This is a genomic window from Micromonospora sp. NPDC047762, from assembly GCF_043204655.1.
Classification (GTDB): domain Bacteria; phylum Actinomycetota; class Actinomycetes; order Mycobacteriales; family Micromonosporaceae; genus Micromonospora.
In genome coordinates, this window is record NZ_JBIDCQ010000007.1 from 50,965 (window position 1) to 65,207 (window position 14,243).

At 68.0% G+C, this 14,243-nt stretch carries 16 protein-coding genes and 1 pseudogene; 3 read left to right on the forward strand and 14 right to left on the reverse strand.

The window, feature by feature from the left end:
* Positions 1–72 precede the first annotated feature (72 nt).
* Genes ACGF3C_RS21650 through ACGF3C_RS21660 form a run of 3 tightly spaced genes read right to left on the reverse strand, consistent with a single transcriptional unit; the run spans position 73 to position 4,504 of the window.
* The gene (locus ACGF3C_RS21650; protein ID WP_357233336.1) at positions 73–1,548 is read right to left on the reverse strand and encodes an RICIN domain-containing protein; all 1,476 of its coding nucleotides are present in this window, start codon (positions 1,546–1,548) and stop codon (positions 73–75) included.
* A gap of 29 nt (positions 1,549–1,577) precedes the next feature.
* Entirely contained in the window at positions 1,578–3,017 is a 1,440-nt protein-coding gene (locus ACGF3C_RS21655) for a glycoside hydrolase family 43 protein (RefSeq protein ID WP_393224597.1), read from the reverse strand.
* A 38-nt stretch (positions 3,018–3,055) separates the two neighbouring features.
* On the reverse strand, positions 3,056–4,504 hold the full coding sequence (locus tag ACGF3C_RS21660; protein WP_393224600.1) for a family 43 glycosylhydrolase: 1,449 nt from the start codon (positions 4,502–4,504) through the stop codon (positions 3,056–3,058).
* Between the two features lie 369 nt (positions 4,505–4,873).
* Here ACGF3C_RS21660 and ACGF3C_RS21665 point away from each other — a divergent pair, with 369 nt between their 5' ends.
* Entirely contained in the window at positions 4,874–5,428 is a 555-nt protein-coding gene (locus ACGF3C_RS21665) for a tyrosine-type recombinase/integrase (protein ID WP_393224603.1), read from the forward strand.
* 129 nt (positions 5,429–5,557) lie between these two features.
* Here the strand turns inward: ACGF3C_RS21665 and ACGF3C_RS21670 are convergent, their stop codons facing one another.
* The 3 genes and pseudogenes from ACGF3C_RS21670 to ACGF3C_RS21680 all read right to left on the reverse strand — a co-directional run bounded on the left by ACGF3C_RS21670 (position 5,558) and on the right by ACGF3C_RS21680 (position 8,013).
* Positions 5,558–6,604 carry a serine/threonine protein phosphatase gene (locus ACGF3C_RS21670; protein WP_357269584.1) on the reverse strand — a complete coding sequence of 349 codons (1,047 nt, stop codon included), beginning with the start codon at positions 6,602–6,604 and terminating at the stop codon, positions 5,558–5,560.
* A 348-nt stretch (positions 6,605–6,952) separates the two neighbouring features.
* Positions 6,953–7,073, reverse strand: a pseudogene (locus tag ACGF3C_RS21675) (NADAR domain-containing protein); the annotation flags it as partial.
* 64 nt (positions 7,074–7,137) lie between these two features.
* Positions 7,138–8,013, reverse strand: coding sequence for an endonuclease/exonuclease/phosphatase family protein (locus ACGF3C_RS21680; protein ID WP_357233391.1), 876 nt, complete (start codon positions 8,011–8,013; stop codon positions 7,138–7,140).
* A 135-nt stretch (positions 8,014–8,148) separates the two neighbouring features.
* On the opposite strand from ACGF3C_RS21680, the gene ACGF3C_RS21685 reads away from it, so the two are divergent.
* Both ACGF3C_RS21685 and ACGF3C_RS21690 read left to right on the forward strand, forming a co-directional pair.
* Complete coding sequence (locus ACGF3C_RS21685; protein WP_393224607.1) at positions 8,149–8,679, forward strand: GNAT family N-acetyltransferase; 531 nt, start codon at positions 8,149–8,151, stop codon at positions 8,677–8,679.
* Between the two features lie 93 nt (positions 8,680–8,772).
* Positions 8,773–9,375, forward strand: coding sequence for a GNAT family N-acetyltransferase (locus ACGF3C_RS21690; protein WP_393224610.1), 603 nt, complete (start codon positions 8,773–8,775; stop codon positions 9,373–9,375).
* Positions 9,376–9,423: 48 nt separating this feature from the next.
* Here ACGF3C_RS21690 and ACGF3C_RS21695 read toward each other — a convergent pair whose 3' ends face one another.
* From ACGF3C_RS21695 to ACGF3C_RS21730, 8 genes are all read right to left on the reverse strand, one after another.
* Complete coding sequence (locus ACGF3C_RS21695) at positions 9,424–9,963, reverse strand: SUKH-4 family immunity protein (protein ID WP_357233385.1); 540 nt, start codon at positions 9,961–9,963, stop codon at positions 9,424–9,426.
* Positions 9,960–10,502, reverse strand: coding sequence for an SUKH-4 family immunity protein (locus tag ACGF3C_RS21700; protein ID WP_357233383.1), 543 nt, complete (start codon positions 10,500–10,502; stop codon positions 9,960–9,962). Before ACGF3C_RS21700 ends, ACGF3C_RS21695 begins: the two co-directional genes overlap by 4 nt.
* Entirely contained in the window at positions 10,499–11,029 is a 531-nt protein-coding gene (locus ACGF3C_RS21705) for an endonuclease (RefSeq protein ID WP_357233381.1), read from the reverse strand. Before ACGF3C_RS21705 ends, ACGF3C_RS21700 begins: the two co-directional genes overlap by 4 nt.
* Positions 11,022–11,516 carry a hypothetical protein gene (locus ACGF3C_RS21710; protein ID WP_355006354.1) on the reverse strand — a complete coding sequence of 165 codons (495 nt, stop codon included), beginning with the start codon at positions 11,514–11,516 and terminating at the stop codon, positions 11,022–11,024. The genes ACGF3C_RS21705 and ACGF3C_RS21710 overlap by 8 nt, the downstream gene beginning before the upstream one ends.
* 4 nt (positions 11,517–11,520) lie before the next feature.
* Entirely contained in the window at positions 11,521–11,844 is a 324-nt protein-coding gene (locus ACGF3C_RS21715; protein ID WP_393224615.1) for a WXG100 family type VII secretion target, read from the reverse strand.
* On the reverse strand, positions 11,841–12,260 hold the full coding sequence (locus tag ACGF3C_RS21720) for a YbaB/EbfC family nucleoid-associated protein (protein ID WP_357197320.1): 420 nt from the start codon (positions 12,258–12,260) through the stop codon (positions 11,841–11,843). The genes ACGF3C_RS21715 and ACGF3C_RS21720 overlap by 4 nt, the downstream gene beginning before the upstream one ends.
* Positions 12,261–12,407: 147 nt before the next feature.
* The gene (locus tag ACGF3C_RS21725) at positions 12,408–13,424 is read right to left on the reverse strand and encodes an ATP-binding protein (protein ID WP_357228197.1); all 1,017 of its coding nucleotides are present in this window, start codon (positions 13,422–13,424) and stop codon (positions 12,408–12,410) included.
* Complete coding sequence (locus ACGF3C_RS21730; RefSeq protein ID WP_357228194.1) at positions 13,417–14,112, reverse strand: response regulator transcription factor; 696 nt, start codon at positions 14,110–14,112, stop codon at positions 13,417–13,419. Before ACGF3C_RS21730 ends, ACGF3C_RS21725 begins: the two co-directional genes overlap by 8 nt.
* Between the last annotated feature and the right edge of the window lie 131 nt (positions 14,113–14,243).

The following is a 14,243-nucleotide window of genomic DNA, read 5'->3' on the forward strand; positions in this document are numbered from 1 at the left end:
TGCCGACATGCAACCCGCCGTTGCCCGGCTCGGGAGGGCCGCCGCTGATCAGTCGTTACGTCGGGACGACCGTCAGACGGCGGTGCGGGACCACTGCTGGTTGGTGCCGGAGTTGCACGAATACTGCTTGATGACCACTCCGTCCGCGGTCGCCGCAGCCGGCACGTCCACGCACTTGTTGCTGTGTCGTGCCCGGAGCTGGAAGTAGGCGCCGTTGGTGACCATCTGGAACTGCTGGTTGGCCCCGGTGCCGCAGGTGTACTGGACAAGCTCGGCGCCGTCGGCGGTCGACGCGCTCACCACGTCGAGGCACTTTCCGCTGTGCCGGCTGACGATGCGCCAGTACCCGCTGCCCGCGTCCTGGAACTGCCACTGCTGCCACGCACCACCGCCGTACGTGTACTGGCCGACACGAGCGCCGTTGGCGGTGTTCGGCTGCTGGACGTCCATGGCCTTGCCGCTGTGTCGCGCATCGATCCGGTAGAAGGTTCCCGTCGATGGTGGGGGCGTTGTCGGACCATCGCCGACGGTGTCGCCCCACGCGTACCGGATCCGGTCCGCGCCCGAGGTGTTGCGGACCGTCAGGTTGAGGTCGGTGCCGCTGCCGCTCAGCGCGAACATCGAGTACCAGTCGTAGCCGATGGTGCCGGTCTTGCCGCCGAGGGCGGGCCAGTAGGTGCCACCCATCTGGTTGTCGCGCATGACCTGGGCCATGGCGCGGATGTAGCGCACGAAGTTGTCGGTGCTGCCCGCGTCGGCATAGTTGCGGCCGTCGTTCATGGGAGCGCCGAACTCGGTCGCTACGGCGCGGGAGGCGCAGTTGCCGAGGCGGGCCTGGATGTGGCTGCGGAAGGCGTCGTAGGTCATCGCGCCGTAGAAGAAGGCGTAGTAGTGGAAGGACAGCAGTGTCGAGTTGAAGCGGCTGTCGTTGCAGATGTCGCGCAGGTCCTGGCTGAAGCCGGTGCCGCCGATCAGCACCCGGCTGGGCACCGCCGAGTAGTGGTAGGTGAGCCAGTTTGCGGCGACGTCGCGCCACTCCGCCGAGCTGTAGCCGTGCGGCTCGTTCATCGGCTCGAAGTAGACGTTGGTGTTCGTGCCGTAGGTGTTGGTCACGGTGGACCACATCGCGTTCCACGCGGCAAGGTTCGTGATCCTGCCGCCGGAGGCGGCGCCGTCCTCCCAGTAGGCGAGGATGACCTTGAAGCCGCGAGCGGTGGCCGCGTCGATCGCGCCTCGGTACGCCTCCCACCAGGCCGTCCCCACCGTGTGGGTGTTGATGGGCAGTCGGACGGTGTTGACTCCCATGGTGGACGCCATGTCGTCGTACAGCGCGTTGGCCTTGGCCCGCACCGTCGCGTTGCTGTCGGACGCGCTCAGGCCCTGTACGACGAGGGGGACGGTCTTGAAGTTGTCACCCAACACGGCCCAGTTCATGCCGCGGAACTGGTTGGTGGCGGCGGTGGCCGGCGTCGACGCGACGGCGACCACGCCAACCATCGCCGTCAACGCGGCCACCAGGGCGGAGAGCACCCGTCGATGTAGTACCACAGTCGAGACTCCTTGATCAGGGGCCAGCGTCAGCTGGTCACGCGGAAGGTGGCGTCGGCCCGGCTCTGCGCGTCGGGGACCGGGTCGAGTCGCAGCAGGTAGGCGTAGTGCCGGAGGTAGCGGTCCGGGTGGCTGTAGGACTGGAACGACGTCCACGAGGAGTTGGCTAGACCCGCGACCTGCCGGAAGGTGGCGTCGGCGGCGAAGGTGGCGGTGCCGTCGTTGGCCTCCAGTCGGAAGTCGTACCCGTAGTGGCGCAGGTAGTGGCCCGGGTAGTTGACCGACTGGATGGAGACGGTGCCGGAGCCGACGAGGCCGGGCACCAGCCGCCACTGGCCGTCCTGCGCCGGGCTGACGTTCGGGTCGATGCGGACGTCGTAGTCGTAGTGCCGCACGTACCGGTCCTGGAAGTTGTACGACTGGATCCGGTTGACAGCGGTGGCGGGCCAGCGGGCGAGCACCCGGCTCTGTTCGGCGGCGGTCAGGTTGAGGATCGAACCATGCCGTTTCTTGGTGCCACCCATCGAGTACGAGCCGGACGCCGGCAGTCGGTAGCTGCCCGGGCTCGACGGATCGGTGGTCAGGACCGGCAGGTAGCCGCGTCCGCTGGAGTACTGGTCGAGGTAGAGGACCCACTCGTTGCGGGCATTCATCTTCATCCACATCGGGCCCTCGACCTGCGCGCCGGTCAGCCCGATGCCGGAGAGGTTTCCGAGGCTGGTCCAGGTACCGAGGATGGAGTTGCTGCCTTCGATGCCGATCTGGCCGTCCCGGGAGGCCCGGACGTAGCGGTAGGCGCCGACGCCGGTCGGCACCTCGACGATCTGGGTGTCGATGATCTCCTGGTTTCCGGGCCGGTCGATGTAGACCTGTGGCGTGGTGACGCTACGGAAGTTCGTCGTCCGCGCGTAGTAGATGCGGTGCTTGGTCGCCCCGTTGAGCGGGACGTTCGTCGCCCAGTAGAGGACGTAGTCATTGGTGGCGGGGTTCCAGATCGCCTCCGGCGCCCAGGCGTTGCGTCCGTCCGGGATCGCGCCGGCGACGTTCAGCAGCCAGGGTGCCGACCAGTTGACCAGATCGGTGGACTCCCACACGACGAGGTTGCGGCTGCCGTTGTTGATCGCGGCCGACCAGTCCTGGCCGCAGCCGATGCACAGGTCGGTGGCGATGATCCAGTACCGGTCGCCGTTCGGCGAGCGGACCAGGGCGGGGTCGCGCACGCCGCGGGTGCCGACGGTGGACCGCAGCACCAGCCCACCGTTGTTGAGGTCGTTCCAGCGGAGGCCGTCGGTGCTGTGAGCGAGGTAGATCTGCTGGTCGGTCGACGACTCGCCGGTGAAGTGCGCCATCAGGTAGCCGACGGTCGGGTCCAGCGCGGCCGCCTCCTTCGGTGTCGCCGCCGACCAGGTGGTGAACAGCAGACAAGCGGCGACCATGACCGCGCAGAGCCGGGCGAGGACTCTCGACATGTGTGTCTCTCTCCTTAGCGCAGGGGCTTACCGGTCAGCTACAGGGCCGGTACGACGGGACGGATGGTGCCGTCGGTGTTGAACTCCATCCGGTCGATGGCGGTCTCACGGTTGGTGCCGTTGCCGGCCGGAACAGCGAACCGGTGGTAGGCGATGTACCAGGTGTCGCTGCCGGGAGCCCGGACCACGGAGTGGTGGCCGGTGCCCTTGATGCCCACGTCGAGGCGCTTCTGCAGCACCACGCCGCGCTTCGTCCACGGCCCGAGGGGTGAGGAGCCGGTGGCGTAGGCGACCCGGTAGTCCTCGCTGCGCGTGTCGTTCTCCGACCACATGAAGTAGTACAGACCGTTGCGCTTGAACACGAACGGCGCCTCGTTGTAGCCGGACGGGGTGATGATCCGCGCCTGCGCCGCGTCGAAGGAGACCATGTCGGCGTTCAACCGCACCGCCCGCGCGACGCCCTGCCCCCAGTACAGGTAGGACCGCCCGTCGTCGTCGGTGAACACCATGGGGTCGATCGTCTGCCCGCCGGAGAACTGGTCGCTGCGGATCAGTGGTCGACCCAGGGCGTCCCGGAACGGCCCGGTGGGACTGTCGGCTACCGCCACGCCGAGCTGTTTGGCGGTGTTGCCGCTGGCAGCGCCACCGCTGAAGTACAGGTAGTAGCGGCCGTTGGCGCTGGCCACCGCCGGTGCCCAGGCCGAATTGTCCGCCCAGGACACGTCCGGTCCGTGGTCGAGGATCACGCCGTGGTCGGTCCAGGTGACCAGGTCGGTGGAGGAGAACGCCTTGTAGTAGGTGCCGGCCCAGCTCGCGTAGCCGTCGGTGGTCGGGTACAGGTAGTAACGGCCGTTGAACACGGCGATGTGCGGGTCGGCGAAGAGGCCCGGGATCACCGGCCCCTTGGTGGTCCTGGGCGCCCACGGCGCGACGAGGCGGAAGGAGCTGTCCGCCCGGAAGGCGGCCGTGTCCTGGTAAGCGTCGAGCCAGAGGGCGAAGTCGCGGTGCCGGATCCGCCGGGTCGGGTAGTTGTACGAGGCAAGCGCCACCGAACCGCTGACCGAGCCCTCCACAGCGCAGAAGGTTGCGTCGGCCCGGAATGACGCGTCGCCGGTGTTCGGGTCGACCCTCAGCCGGTAGTCGCGGTGCCGCAGGAACAAGCCGGCCTTCGTCTGGAAGGAGTAGCAGGCCGGCGACGCCAGCCCGTTGACCACGGTGAAGGTGGCGTCGAGCTTGGTCTGGTTGGCGCTGCCGGAGGTCACCGGGTCGAGCTGACCGAGGTAGTCGATGTGGCGTACGTACCGTCCGGCTTGGTTGACCGCCTCCAGCGAGACGGCGCCGGTCGGCAGTGTGGCGGCGTGCGCCGGCCCGTCGGCCACCACCACGACAGCCGCGGCGGCCACGGCGGAGAGCACGAGGAGCGCACGTAGGCGGGCGGTGGATGCTTTCGGCAGCGATGCCGCTGTCCTGCGCCGTGGAACCACCACCTCAGCCCCTCTCGCAAGATCATCTATGTTAGCGTTAACACATTCGGCAGTGTCCGGGCAAAGGCTGAGAGGCCCTGGCGACGGGTTTGGAGTCTTCGCTCACGGTGCCTCTGGCCGCGTCGCGACACAGGCACAATGTGTTCGGTTCGTTAAGTTCGCGTTGCGGACAAGTGTTAGCGATCGCATCCACGAGTGTCAAGGCATCGATCGTCGCCGCTCCCCCGACACCTGGCGAAGCCGGTTGTCACACTCGACCCGCATCCTGAGTGCCACGATCCCCGAGCACCTCACGCACCTGCATGAGCGCTTATGCGGACCTGGTGGTTATGCCGAACTGACCAGCGGGCAGCCGCATATTCCTGGTGTTCGATGGAAACCCGCGCACTCGGGGCCGGCGTACTGAGCGAAGGGCTGATCGAAGAATTCCTGGTTGAACGTCACGCAAGAGGCCGTCAGACGCGGTTGCGGGTCAGCTCATTCGCGTCAGCGTTGGCTTACCTTCGCGGCGTCGGTGTCATCAGGTCACCGGAGCAGGCGCCTGTCGGCGAGGTCGATGCACTGCTCCTCCGGTTCGCTGGCTATCTGGCCAAGGAGCGGGGCACCGCCATCACCCGGGACGCGCTCGAACGGCGAGTAACCAAGCACGCCGCGACCGCCGCACTGGCCTGCCCGACCCTCGCCGAGAAAAAGATCTCCCCGCATGTCCTGCGCCACTCCGCAGCCATGCGGTTGTTGAACGCCGGAGTCGACACCACCGTCATCGCCCTCTGGCTCGGCCACGAAAGCGTTGCCACAACCCAGATCTATCTCCACGCCGACCTCGCACTCAAGGAACGCGCGCTGGCCCGAACCACGCCGCTCGGCACTACTCCAGGGCGCTACCAGCCCACCGAAACGATCGTCGCCTTCCTGGAGAACTTGTGATTATGCCGACGCCACCCGCTGGCTCGCCGACGAGCCAGCAGGTCGGCTGCACACAGGAATCCTCGATTCAACGAGGGGCTCGTCGACCCGACGACGTCCGGAGCCGAGAGGAGGGTGTTGTCCGCTTCCTCAACTTGCCCGATCCGCATTGATCCGGACCGTGGTTTCACTGCCGGGATACTCGGCGTGAAGGTCGCCGTCGAACAGGCGCCAGCAGAAGTCGTTCATCCGGGCGGCTGCGGGGGCGTGTCTGGCGATGATCTCCCTCACGGGCGGCGGCACGTCCGGTGGGATGTCTCCGGTCGCACATCGGCGCACAAACTGGTCGCGGGCGATGGGACCGCTGTCGGCCGGCACGGGCACCCCGCACACCGAGGTGACCAGCCAGTTCACCAGCCGCATGGAAGCGTAGTCGGCATCGTGACCGGCATTGCGGGCAGCGAAGTCGCGCTCGGCGTCCGACAGGTCGAAGCGCGGTGAGGTGGCGAGCCCGAAGTCGACCAGGTAGAGCCGGTCGTCGTCGGCCCTGATGTTGCCGAAGTGTCCGTCCAAGTGCAGCAGCTCGCGGTGACACAGGAACGCCACCATCTCGAACAGCTGCCGCTCGACCGTCGCGGCTCTGCCGACCGGGTCGTCAAGCCAGCGGGGCAATCCGTCGGGGAGATATTCGAGAAACAGCACGAGGCTCGCGGTCGCGCCCGCCAGCGCTTCGAACCGGGCACGCACGGCCTGGTTACCACCGAACTGGGCGACGACGGCGTCGATGTCGAGGTGCTCGGGCGCGACCGGCGGGCGGCCGGGCAGCACCCGCCAGTGGTGCAACAGCGGGAACGATTCCGTCTCCCCGGCGAGGACGCCCTCGGTGACGCTCTGGTTTGCGGCCAGCTCGCGCCACGCGCCGAAGCCCGGACCGGCCAGGCGGTACATGCCGTATTGGCAACGGACCGGCAGGTCGAACAGGTTCGCCGTGCTGTGCGGATGATCCAGCTCCCGGTCGGTGATCGGAACCCGCTTGACGAACACGGGCGTGCCATCGACGTCGGCGATCGAAGAGCCGCCTCCCACGCCTACACCCACGGGTGACGCGGCCTGCAACAACGCCGACAGTTCACCGTCGGCGCAGGCGGCCAACGACGCCGCGACGCGGTCATGAAGGGAACGGCGGGTAGGGAGCATCGCTGCATCATGCCATCGGGCGACAGCCCTCTTGGTGCAGTGCCGAGCGCCTTCCTGCGGCAGGCGTCGATGATGCGCCGAATGCGACGGTGACGGCGCCGCAAAGGTTGGAAGAGTACTGGTACAGAACGTGACGACTCACTGTCATGCGCGATCCGCGCGTCATCTCACGCCAACGATCCCTCGCCGCTGGCAACGACGGCGGGTTGCCCGGCTCACCCGGCGTCGCAATACCGATGGCCCGGGTGCCTCACGTTCCTGAGCGGGACGAGACTTCTCCGGAGGCCCCATCGGCATAACCGTGAGGTCCGCATAAGTCGCGTTATGCCGACTTCGGCATAACGACACGAAGCCGAGCAGGTTGAGCCCCTCGCCAACGGGCCGCGTCGCCGGCGGCCGGATCGTCGCGGTTCAGGCCGATACCCCAGATCCGGTCGAGCGGGCTGGCCTCCACCAGGACCCTCTGCCCGAGTGGGCGGCGCACCGGGGGCATCCGGAGCGCCGCGACTCGTAGCCGGCGAAGGCCGAAGGCGTCAGCTCTGGACGGAGAACGTCGCGACGACTCCGTTGTGGTCGGAATTGGTGCCGCCGACGATGTCGTAACCGGTCATCCACATCAGCTGGTACTCGGGCAGCCGCTTCCAGAAGTAGACGTAGTCGATGTGCCGGTTGCCGTGCGTTCCGGTGCCCTTCTCGCCGTAGAGGTTGTAGTTGGAGCGCAGGTTCGGCAGCTCGTTGGCTTCGAAGACCTGCCACGGGAACTTCGCGTACCCGAAGCTCCGGTCGGCGCTGAAGTCGACGTTGAGGTCACCGCTCACGATGACCTGGCCCTCGGCCTGCTTGTTGACGGCCAGTTCCTTGAGGCCCTGGAACTGCGCCTCGGCGCACCTGGTGCGCGGTAGGTCCTGCGGCTGGCCGGCGGTCTCGATGCTGGCCACCGCGTGGGCGTTGATGTGGGTGACGTTGCGGCCACTGGCCTTGTGCCGGTACTTGACCCAGTTGTTGTACCGCGCGGGCGGCACCTCACCCGGACCGTTGGTGTCACAGACGAAGATCGAGCCCTTGTCTAGTACGTCGAACATGCTCTTCTTGGCGATCAGTGCCTCGCCGGCCTGGTTGGTGCCGCCCGGCGCGTACAACCACCAGCCGTTGTCGGCGGCCCAGTTCTCCAGGTACGCCTTGCGGTTTCCGACCTCGTTGAGCCCGACGAGGTCAGCCTTGGACGCGATCAGGTTCAGATCCTGTGCGAAGTCGGCCTGGCTCAACCCGTAGTAGATGTTCAGCGTCGCCGCCCTGAAGGTCACGCTCGCGGCGGTCGCCGGGGCCGCCGGCAGCAGGGCCACCCCCAGCGCGAGCGCGCTCACGAGTGCGCCCAGCGCGCGGACCGACCAGATCGTTGTCCTGCGCATCGATTCCCCTCCGCCTGGACCGCCGACGGTGGCCGGCCAACGGACACTATCGATTCGAGCCGACGCGACGCCGAACAACCGGTGACGAAGCATCGACAGACCTGGGTCGACCAGTCCTCGGATTACCATTCGGCCATGGACGACACCACCCGCGACGTACGCATCAGACACGGTGGCCCGGCCGACGCACCTGCCGTACTGGGCATGCTCGACTCCGCGGTGGTCTGGATGAACGACCGCGGCAACACCGAGCAGTGGGGTACGACGTCGTTCTCGGAGAAGCCCGAGAGGGTTGACCAGGTCGACCGGTACCTGACCGAGAACCTCCCGTACATCGCGGAGGTGGACGGGACGCCGGCCGCAGCCCTCGTGTTGGATTCCGGGCCCGACCCCCGGGTACCGATCTCGCCTGCGGAAGAACCGGAGCGGTTCGTCCGCCTCCTGGTCTCCGACCGACGATTCGCCGGCCGGAAACTCGGGTCGGCCCTGTTGGCGCACGCCGTCGAGGAGACCCGGCAAGCCGGCGTGCGACTGCTACGGGTCGACTGCTGGGCGGGCGGCGGTGGCGAGTTGGTGGCGTACTACGAGCGCCACGGGTTCACTCCCACCGAAACGTTCCTGGTTGGATCCTGGCCGGGGCAGGTGCTGGCCCAACGGGTCGACTGAGCCGCGCGCCCTCTGCCATCGGGGGGTGGGGCGGGGGCCATCGGAGCGATATTCGGGCGTCTCGCCGGGCTGCGTCCACTAGCGTCCCGCCTCATGGCGAACACCACAGTGCGCACTGAACGCCTCGAGCTTCGCCCGGTGCGGGACGAGGACATCGACCGGATCCTGGAGTACCGCAACCTGCCGCAGGTCACGCGCTGGCTACTCCGCACGCAGGTCGACCCTGCGTCCTTCCGCGCGGCATGGCGACGCGCGGCCGCGGACCCCGACGACCACAGCATGGCGGCCACCCTCGACGGCGTGGTGATCGGCACCGTCTCGCTCGACGTCGTCAACGGCATGGGTCAACCCGGCATGCCACCACGGACCGAGGCCCACCTTGGCTACATCTTCGATCCAGCCTACGGCGGAAACGGGTACGCGACCGAGGCCGTGACCGCGGTGGTGGCGTACGCATTCGACCGGCTGAGCATTCGGAGAATCACCGCCGGTTGCTTCGCGGACAACCTCGCCTCGGTGCGAATCCTCGAGAAGGTCGGCATGCGTCGTGAACAGTACGGCGTCGGCGATTCCTGGCACGCCGAACTGGGCTGGGTCGACGGCTGCACCTACGCCCTCCTCGCCGAGGCACGGCACCGAGAGGGACCACCGCCGGAGCACCCGGCCGCGTCCATGCCGGTGCCGCGAGCGCGGTGAACCTACGGTCACGGTTGGACGACCCGCGTGCCGGCGGCGGCGAGGAGGCTAGCCGCTGGTGGACTCCAGCTGATCGAAGGCCATGCTCCACCACGACTTCGGATCGGCGAACGCGGACGAGTCCACGCCCATCAGTTCCTCGCGGATCGCGGCGGCGCGGGCCGCGCGGGCCCGACCGCCCGGGTCCGTGGCGATGAGCCCTCCGAGCCGGTAAAGGAACTCGACGAACGCGGCGAAGGTCGCGTTGACCGCCTCGAAGTTGGGGGTCTCCAGGTCCAGCAACACGACGGCACCGGTCAGCGCGTCGAGGCAGAAGAGCAGCTGCGGGTCCTCGGGCGAGCTGCCGAGGACGATGTGGATGCGCGGGCTGGCCTCGCCGATCTCGATCTTCAGCTTGGAGAACAACTCCATGCCGGACACGTCGACGTCGACGGTGAACAGGATCGGCACGTCGACCGGGATGGCCCCGAACGGCGGGAAGACCTCCGGCGTCAGCGGACCGAGGACGTCGTCGAACCGGTCGACCGGGAAGTAGATCATCCCATCGGCGCCCCAGAGCGCCGTGAGCTCCTCATGTGTCGCGGTCAATCGTCCGCCTCCTCGTCATCGTCACCGGGCGTGGTGAGACCGTGCTCGTCGAGGAAGCCCCACCACTCGTCGTCGTCGAAGCCGACCTCGCCGTACCCGGCGCCGAAGACGTAGTAGGCGAGGAACGAGTCGAGGTCCGGCGCGACGTCGAGGAACATCTCACGCATGAACCACTCGTCGGTGGTCTCCGCCGGGAAGTACCAGACCGCGCCGGTGTCGCGTCGGATCAGCAGCGGCTCGTCGTTCAGTGTGCCGATGACCAGCCACTCGGCGGGTTCGTCGGCGACGCCGGTGAACTCGGGCATCTGTTCGAGGTAGTACTGGATGTCGTCGAGATCGGCGACAGCGGGCAGGTCGAACGCGCCGGCCAGGATGCCGTTGGCGGTCTCCAGCAGCTCCCGGACCGGCCGCGGCAGCTCGGCGGGAATCTGGTCGGCCGGAGCGCCCTCGTTGATCTGTGCCCACGCCAGCGTCGCCGGCTGGTCCGCTTCCAGGTCGGTACGCAGCTCCGCGATGAGCTCCCGCAGCTCGGGATTCAATCCACTACCTCTATTCGGATCGGTGTGCCGTCCGGCAGGTTCTTGATCTGTTGCCAGATTTGCCCGCCGACATCCCAGTTTGTCTGACCGTGCAGGAGCTTCAGATTACTAACGTCGTCGGCGCCGCCAAGTTGCAGCTCCCACACATGGTCCGGCTGTTGCTTGCGGAGTCGGGCGGCGAGGGCGTTCGCCATCTTCTTGTCGTGGGGCCAGTACTTGTCGAAGATCTTCTGCCGAATGCGCTTCTTGTAGTCGGCCGTGATCTTCTTGTCCCGAGCGACCGGGTTCGCCTGCTTGAACAGCTTGCCCTCGTCGCTGAGCTTCTTCAGCGCGTTCATCTTGCGGTCGAACTGTCCGCGCGCGTGGAACGGCTTGCGCTGCACCTTGATCGTGACCTCGGGCACGCTGTTGTTGCGCACCACCGGCTTCGCGGCGGCCTTCTTCACCGCCGCCCGGACACCCTTGCCGACCTTCGGCTTGGCCGCGCCGCCGCGTTTCTTCGAACTCTTCGGCGCCCTGCTAGGCATCGAGGAGCTCCTGGATCACCTGGTCGATCAGCAGGCCGACGATCTCCCGCGTGATCATCTGGAAGATCGGAACCTCGGCCAGCGATGCGCCGAACGTGACGACGGCTGTGGCGATCGCCTGCGCCACGGCGAAGGCGAGGATCGCCAACTGCACGATCACCTGGATCTTCAGCGCAAGCACGATCGCAGCGGCGATGATCAGGCCGGTGCCGATCAGCATCGCGGCCTGGGAGTAGTCCGAGAGGGTTCCGGGACCGCTCTCCGGGTTGGCCCACCACTTCTGGAACGCCTGCATCGACTCGCCCTGGTGCTGCGACCAGATCGCCGCCGCAGCCGTTCCGGCCTGCCCGGAGGCCTCGGCGACCGTGCCGGAGAAGTCCAACCAGGCCTGGCCCATCTCGAAAAGCTTTTCCTCGTCGGCCTCAGGCCAGGTGTAGCCGATCCAGCTGAGAGCCGTGATCAGCTCGCCGGGCAGTTGGAGCCCCATGCCGTCACCCCAGCATTCCCTGGATGTCCCGCAGCGCGCCTGCGGAGGCTTCCTCGACCGACTCGTAGTTGTCGGCCATCTTGGTCAGGTCGCTACCGGCCGAGCCGATCTCCTCGGCCGCGACGCCGATGCAGTCCAGGACCCAGGTGGACGCCTCCGTGTACGCGATGCCGATGAGCGAGCCGATGTCGTCGGCGCCCCACGGCTCGCCGTACCCCTGCATCCGCGCCTCGAAGCTCTCCAGCTGGCCGATGAAACGTTCCGCGGCGCCGATGACCTCGTCGCCGCCGGACCGCAGCAGCGCCGGATCGACCTCGAAGCCGTTCACCGGGTGCCTCCTCGGGCCATCCGCTCCTGCGCGTCGGTGAGCGCCTGGAGGAACGCACCGAGCCGCGGCACGGCAGTGTCACGAACCTGTTCCAGCTGCTCGGTGAGCTGCGACAGGTCGCCGGAGGCCACGGCTGGGCCGCCGCGCATCGAGTCGATCGCCGCGTTCACGGCCTCGATCACGTGGTCGCAGACCTCGGCCGAGCCGAGCCGCATCATCCGTGGGTCCAGCGTCAGCGACTCCAACCGGCCATCAGCGCCGAACTCGGCGCGGACCTGCCCCTCGGCGGACTCACCGACCCGACGCAGGCGCGCGGCCTCCTCGTCCTCCGGCGCAGTGCCAGCGGCGCGCAACGCGCCGACCGTCGCGTCCAGCATGCGAGCGAACTCCCCGCTCGCCGGCTCATTCACCGACATGCGCCCTCCATCGATCGCCTCCGAGACAGTGGAAAGCGTAGTCAATTCGGCAAATCGTGTAGTCCCGCTAGGCGGTGCCGCCCGACGTGCGGGTGCTGACCGAGACTGCGCTGGCGGCGGTGGGCCACCGGAGAGCGAAGCGTTGTCTCAGGCGGTCGCCAGGCGGACCATGAACTGGCAGCCGTCCGGGGTGTTGCGCACCTCGACCCGACCGCCGTGCGCCTCCACCAGGCCATGGACGATGGCCAGGCCCAGCCCTCCGGACGCCCCACCGTCGCCGGGGCCGGGCGTGCGGGCCGGTTCACCACGGAACGCGATGTCAAACAGGCGGGGAAGGTCGGCCGGGGGAATGCCGCCACAGGTGTCGGCGACAGACAGCCAGGCATGGTCGTCCTCCCGGCCGGCTTCGATGCGTACGGTGCCGTCCTCCGGGGTGTAGCGGACCGCGTTGAGCAGCAGGTTGGCCACGACCCGGGCCAACTCCGGTTCGCTCGCGGCAACCGTGGGCCACCCCGACTCGCTGGCGATCAGCTTGATCCGGCGAGCGTCGGCCAACGGGGTGGTGCTGGCCAGCGCGTCCGAGACCACCTCTCCGAGCGGCACCGCCGTCAACGACAACCGCAACGCTCCCGCGTTGATCCGGGACAGCTCGAACAGGTCGTCGACGAGTCGCGTCATCCGGTCGGTCTCCAGGCGGATGCGTCGGTGGTACTCGTCGACAGTGTCCGGATCACGAACCACCCGGTCCTCCAGCGCCTCCGCCATGGCCCTCAGCCCGGCGAGCGGGGTCCGCAGGTCGTGGGAGACCCAGGCGACCAGGTCGCGCCGGCCCTTCTCCAGTTGCCGTTCCCGCTCCCGGGCCTGGTCGCGCCAGACCGCGGCGCGAGCCAGTCGCCGGCCGAAGTGCCCGCCGACGGCGAGGCTGACCACCGCTGCCGCCGCGACGGTGATCAGGACCACCTCACTGTCGTGCGCGGAGAGGAACATCGCTTCCGCGACCGCCATCACCCCGACGGCGACGGCGACCACAGTGGTGGTGAGCAGCACGTTGAGGTGCACGGTGATCGAGCTGCGTCGCAGGGCGCGGAGCAGCACCGCACCGGCGAGCCCGATGCCGAGTGCCGCGCCGAGGGCGATCGCGAAGATCAGGACGATGTCACGCACTGGCTGGCTCGTACCGGTAGCCGACGCCCCAGACGGTCACGATCCGCTGCGGATCGGCGGGGTTGGCCTCGATCTTCTCCCGCAGCCGGCGTACGTGCACCGTCACTGTCGAGTGGTCCCCGAAGTTCCAGCCCCAGACCTGCTCAAGAAGTTCGGCCCGGCCGAAGACCCGGGAGGGATGCCGCATGAGGTGGACGAGCAGGTCGAATTCGCGCAACGTCAGGGCCAGATCCGCACCGGCGAGGCCTGCGGTTCGGGAGGCCGTGTGCACCACCAGGTTGCCGTCGGTGAGCGCCTCCGGACGCTCTGGTGGAATCCCACCGCCGGCGCGACGGAGCACCGAACGGACCCGCAGCACCAGTTCCCGGGGTGAGAAGGGCTTCGTCAGGTAGTCGTCCGCGCCGAGTTGCAGCCCGAGGATCCGGTCGGCTTCGTCGCCGCGCGCGGTGAGCATGACGATCGGTACGCCGTCCGGCCGTACCCGCAGCGCCCGACACACCTCCAGGCCGCTGATCAACGGCAGCATCAAATCGAGCACGACCAGGTCTGGCGCCTGCCGCTCCACGGCCGCCAGTGCCGCCGCGCCGTCCGCCGCGAGGCTCACCTGGAAGCCGTCGTTCTCGAGGTAACGACGGATGACGTCGCTCACGGTCTGATCGTCGTCGACCACCAGCACGCGCTGCGTCACGGGCCTTCCCCGTTCCGCCCCGTCAACGTCTCCCCCAGAATGTCCATCGGCCCAGCCTAGCCACGCGGCGGACTCCCCCCGGACCAGCAAACCTTGCGAGGTTCTTACGGCTGGGCGCGGAAACCCGCCCA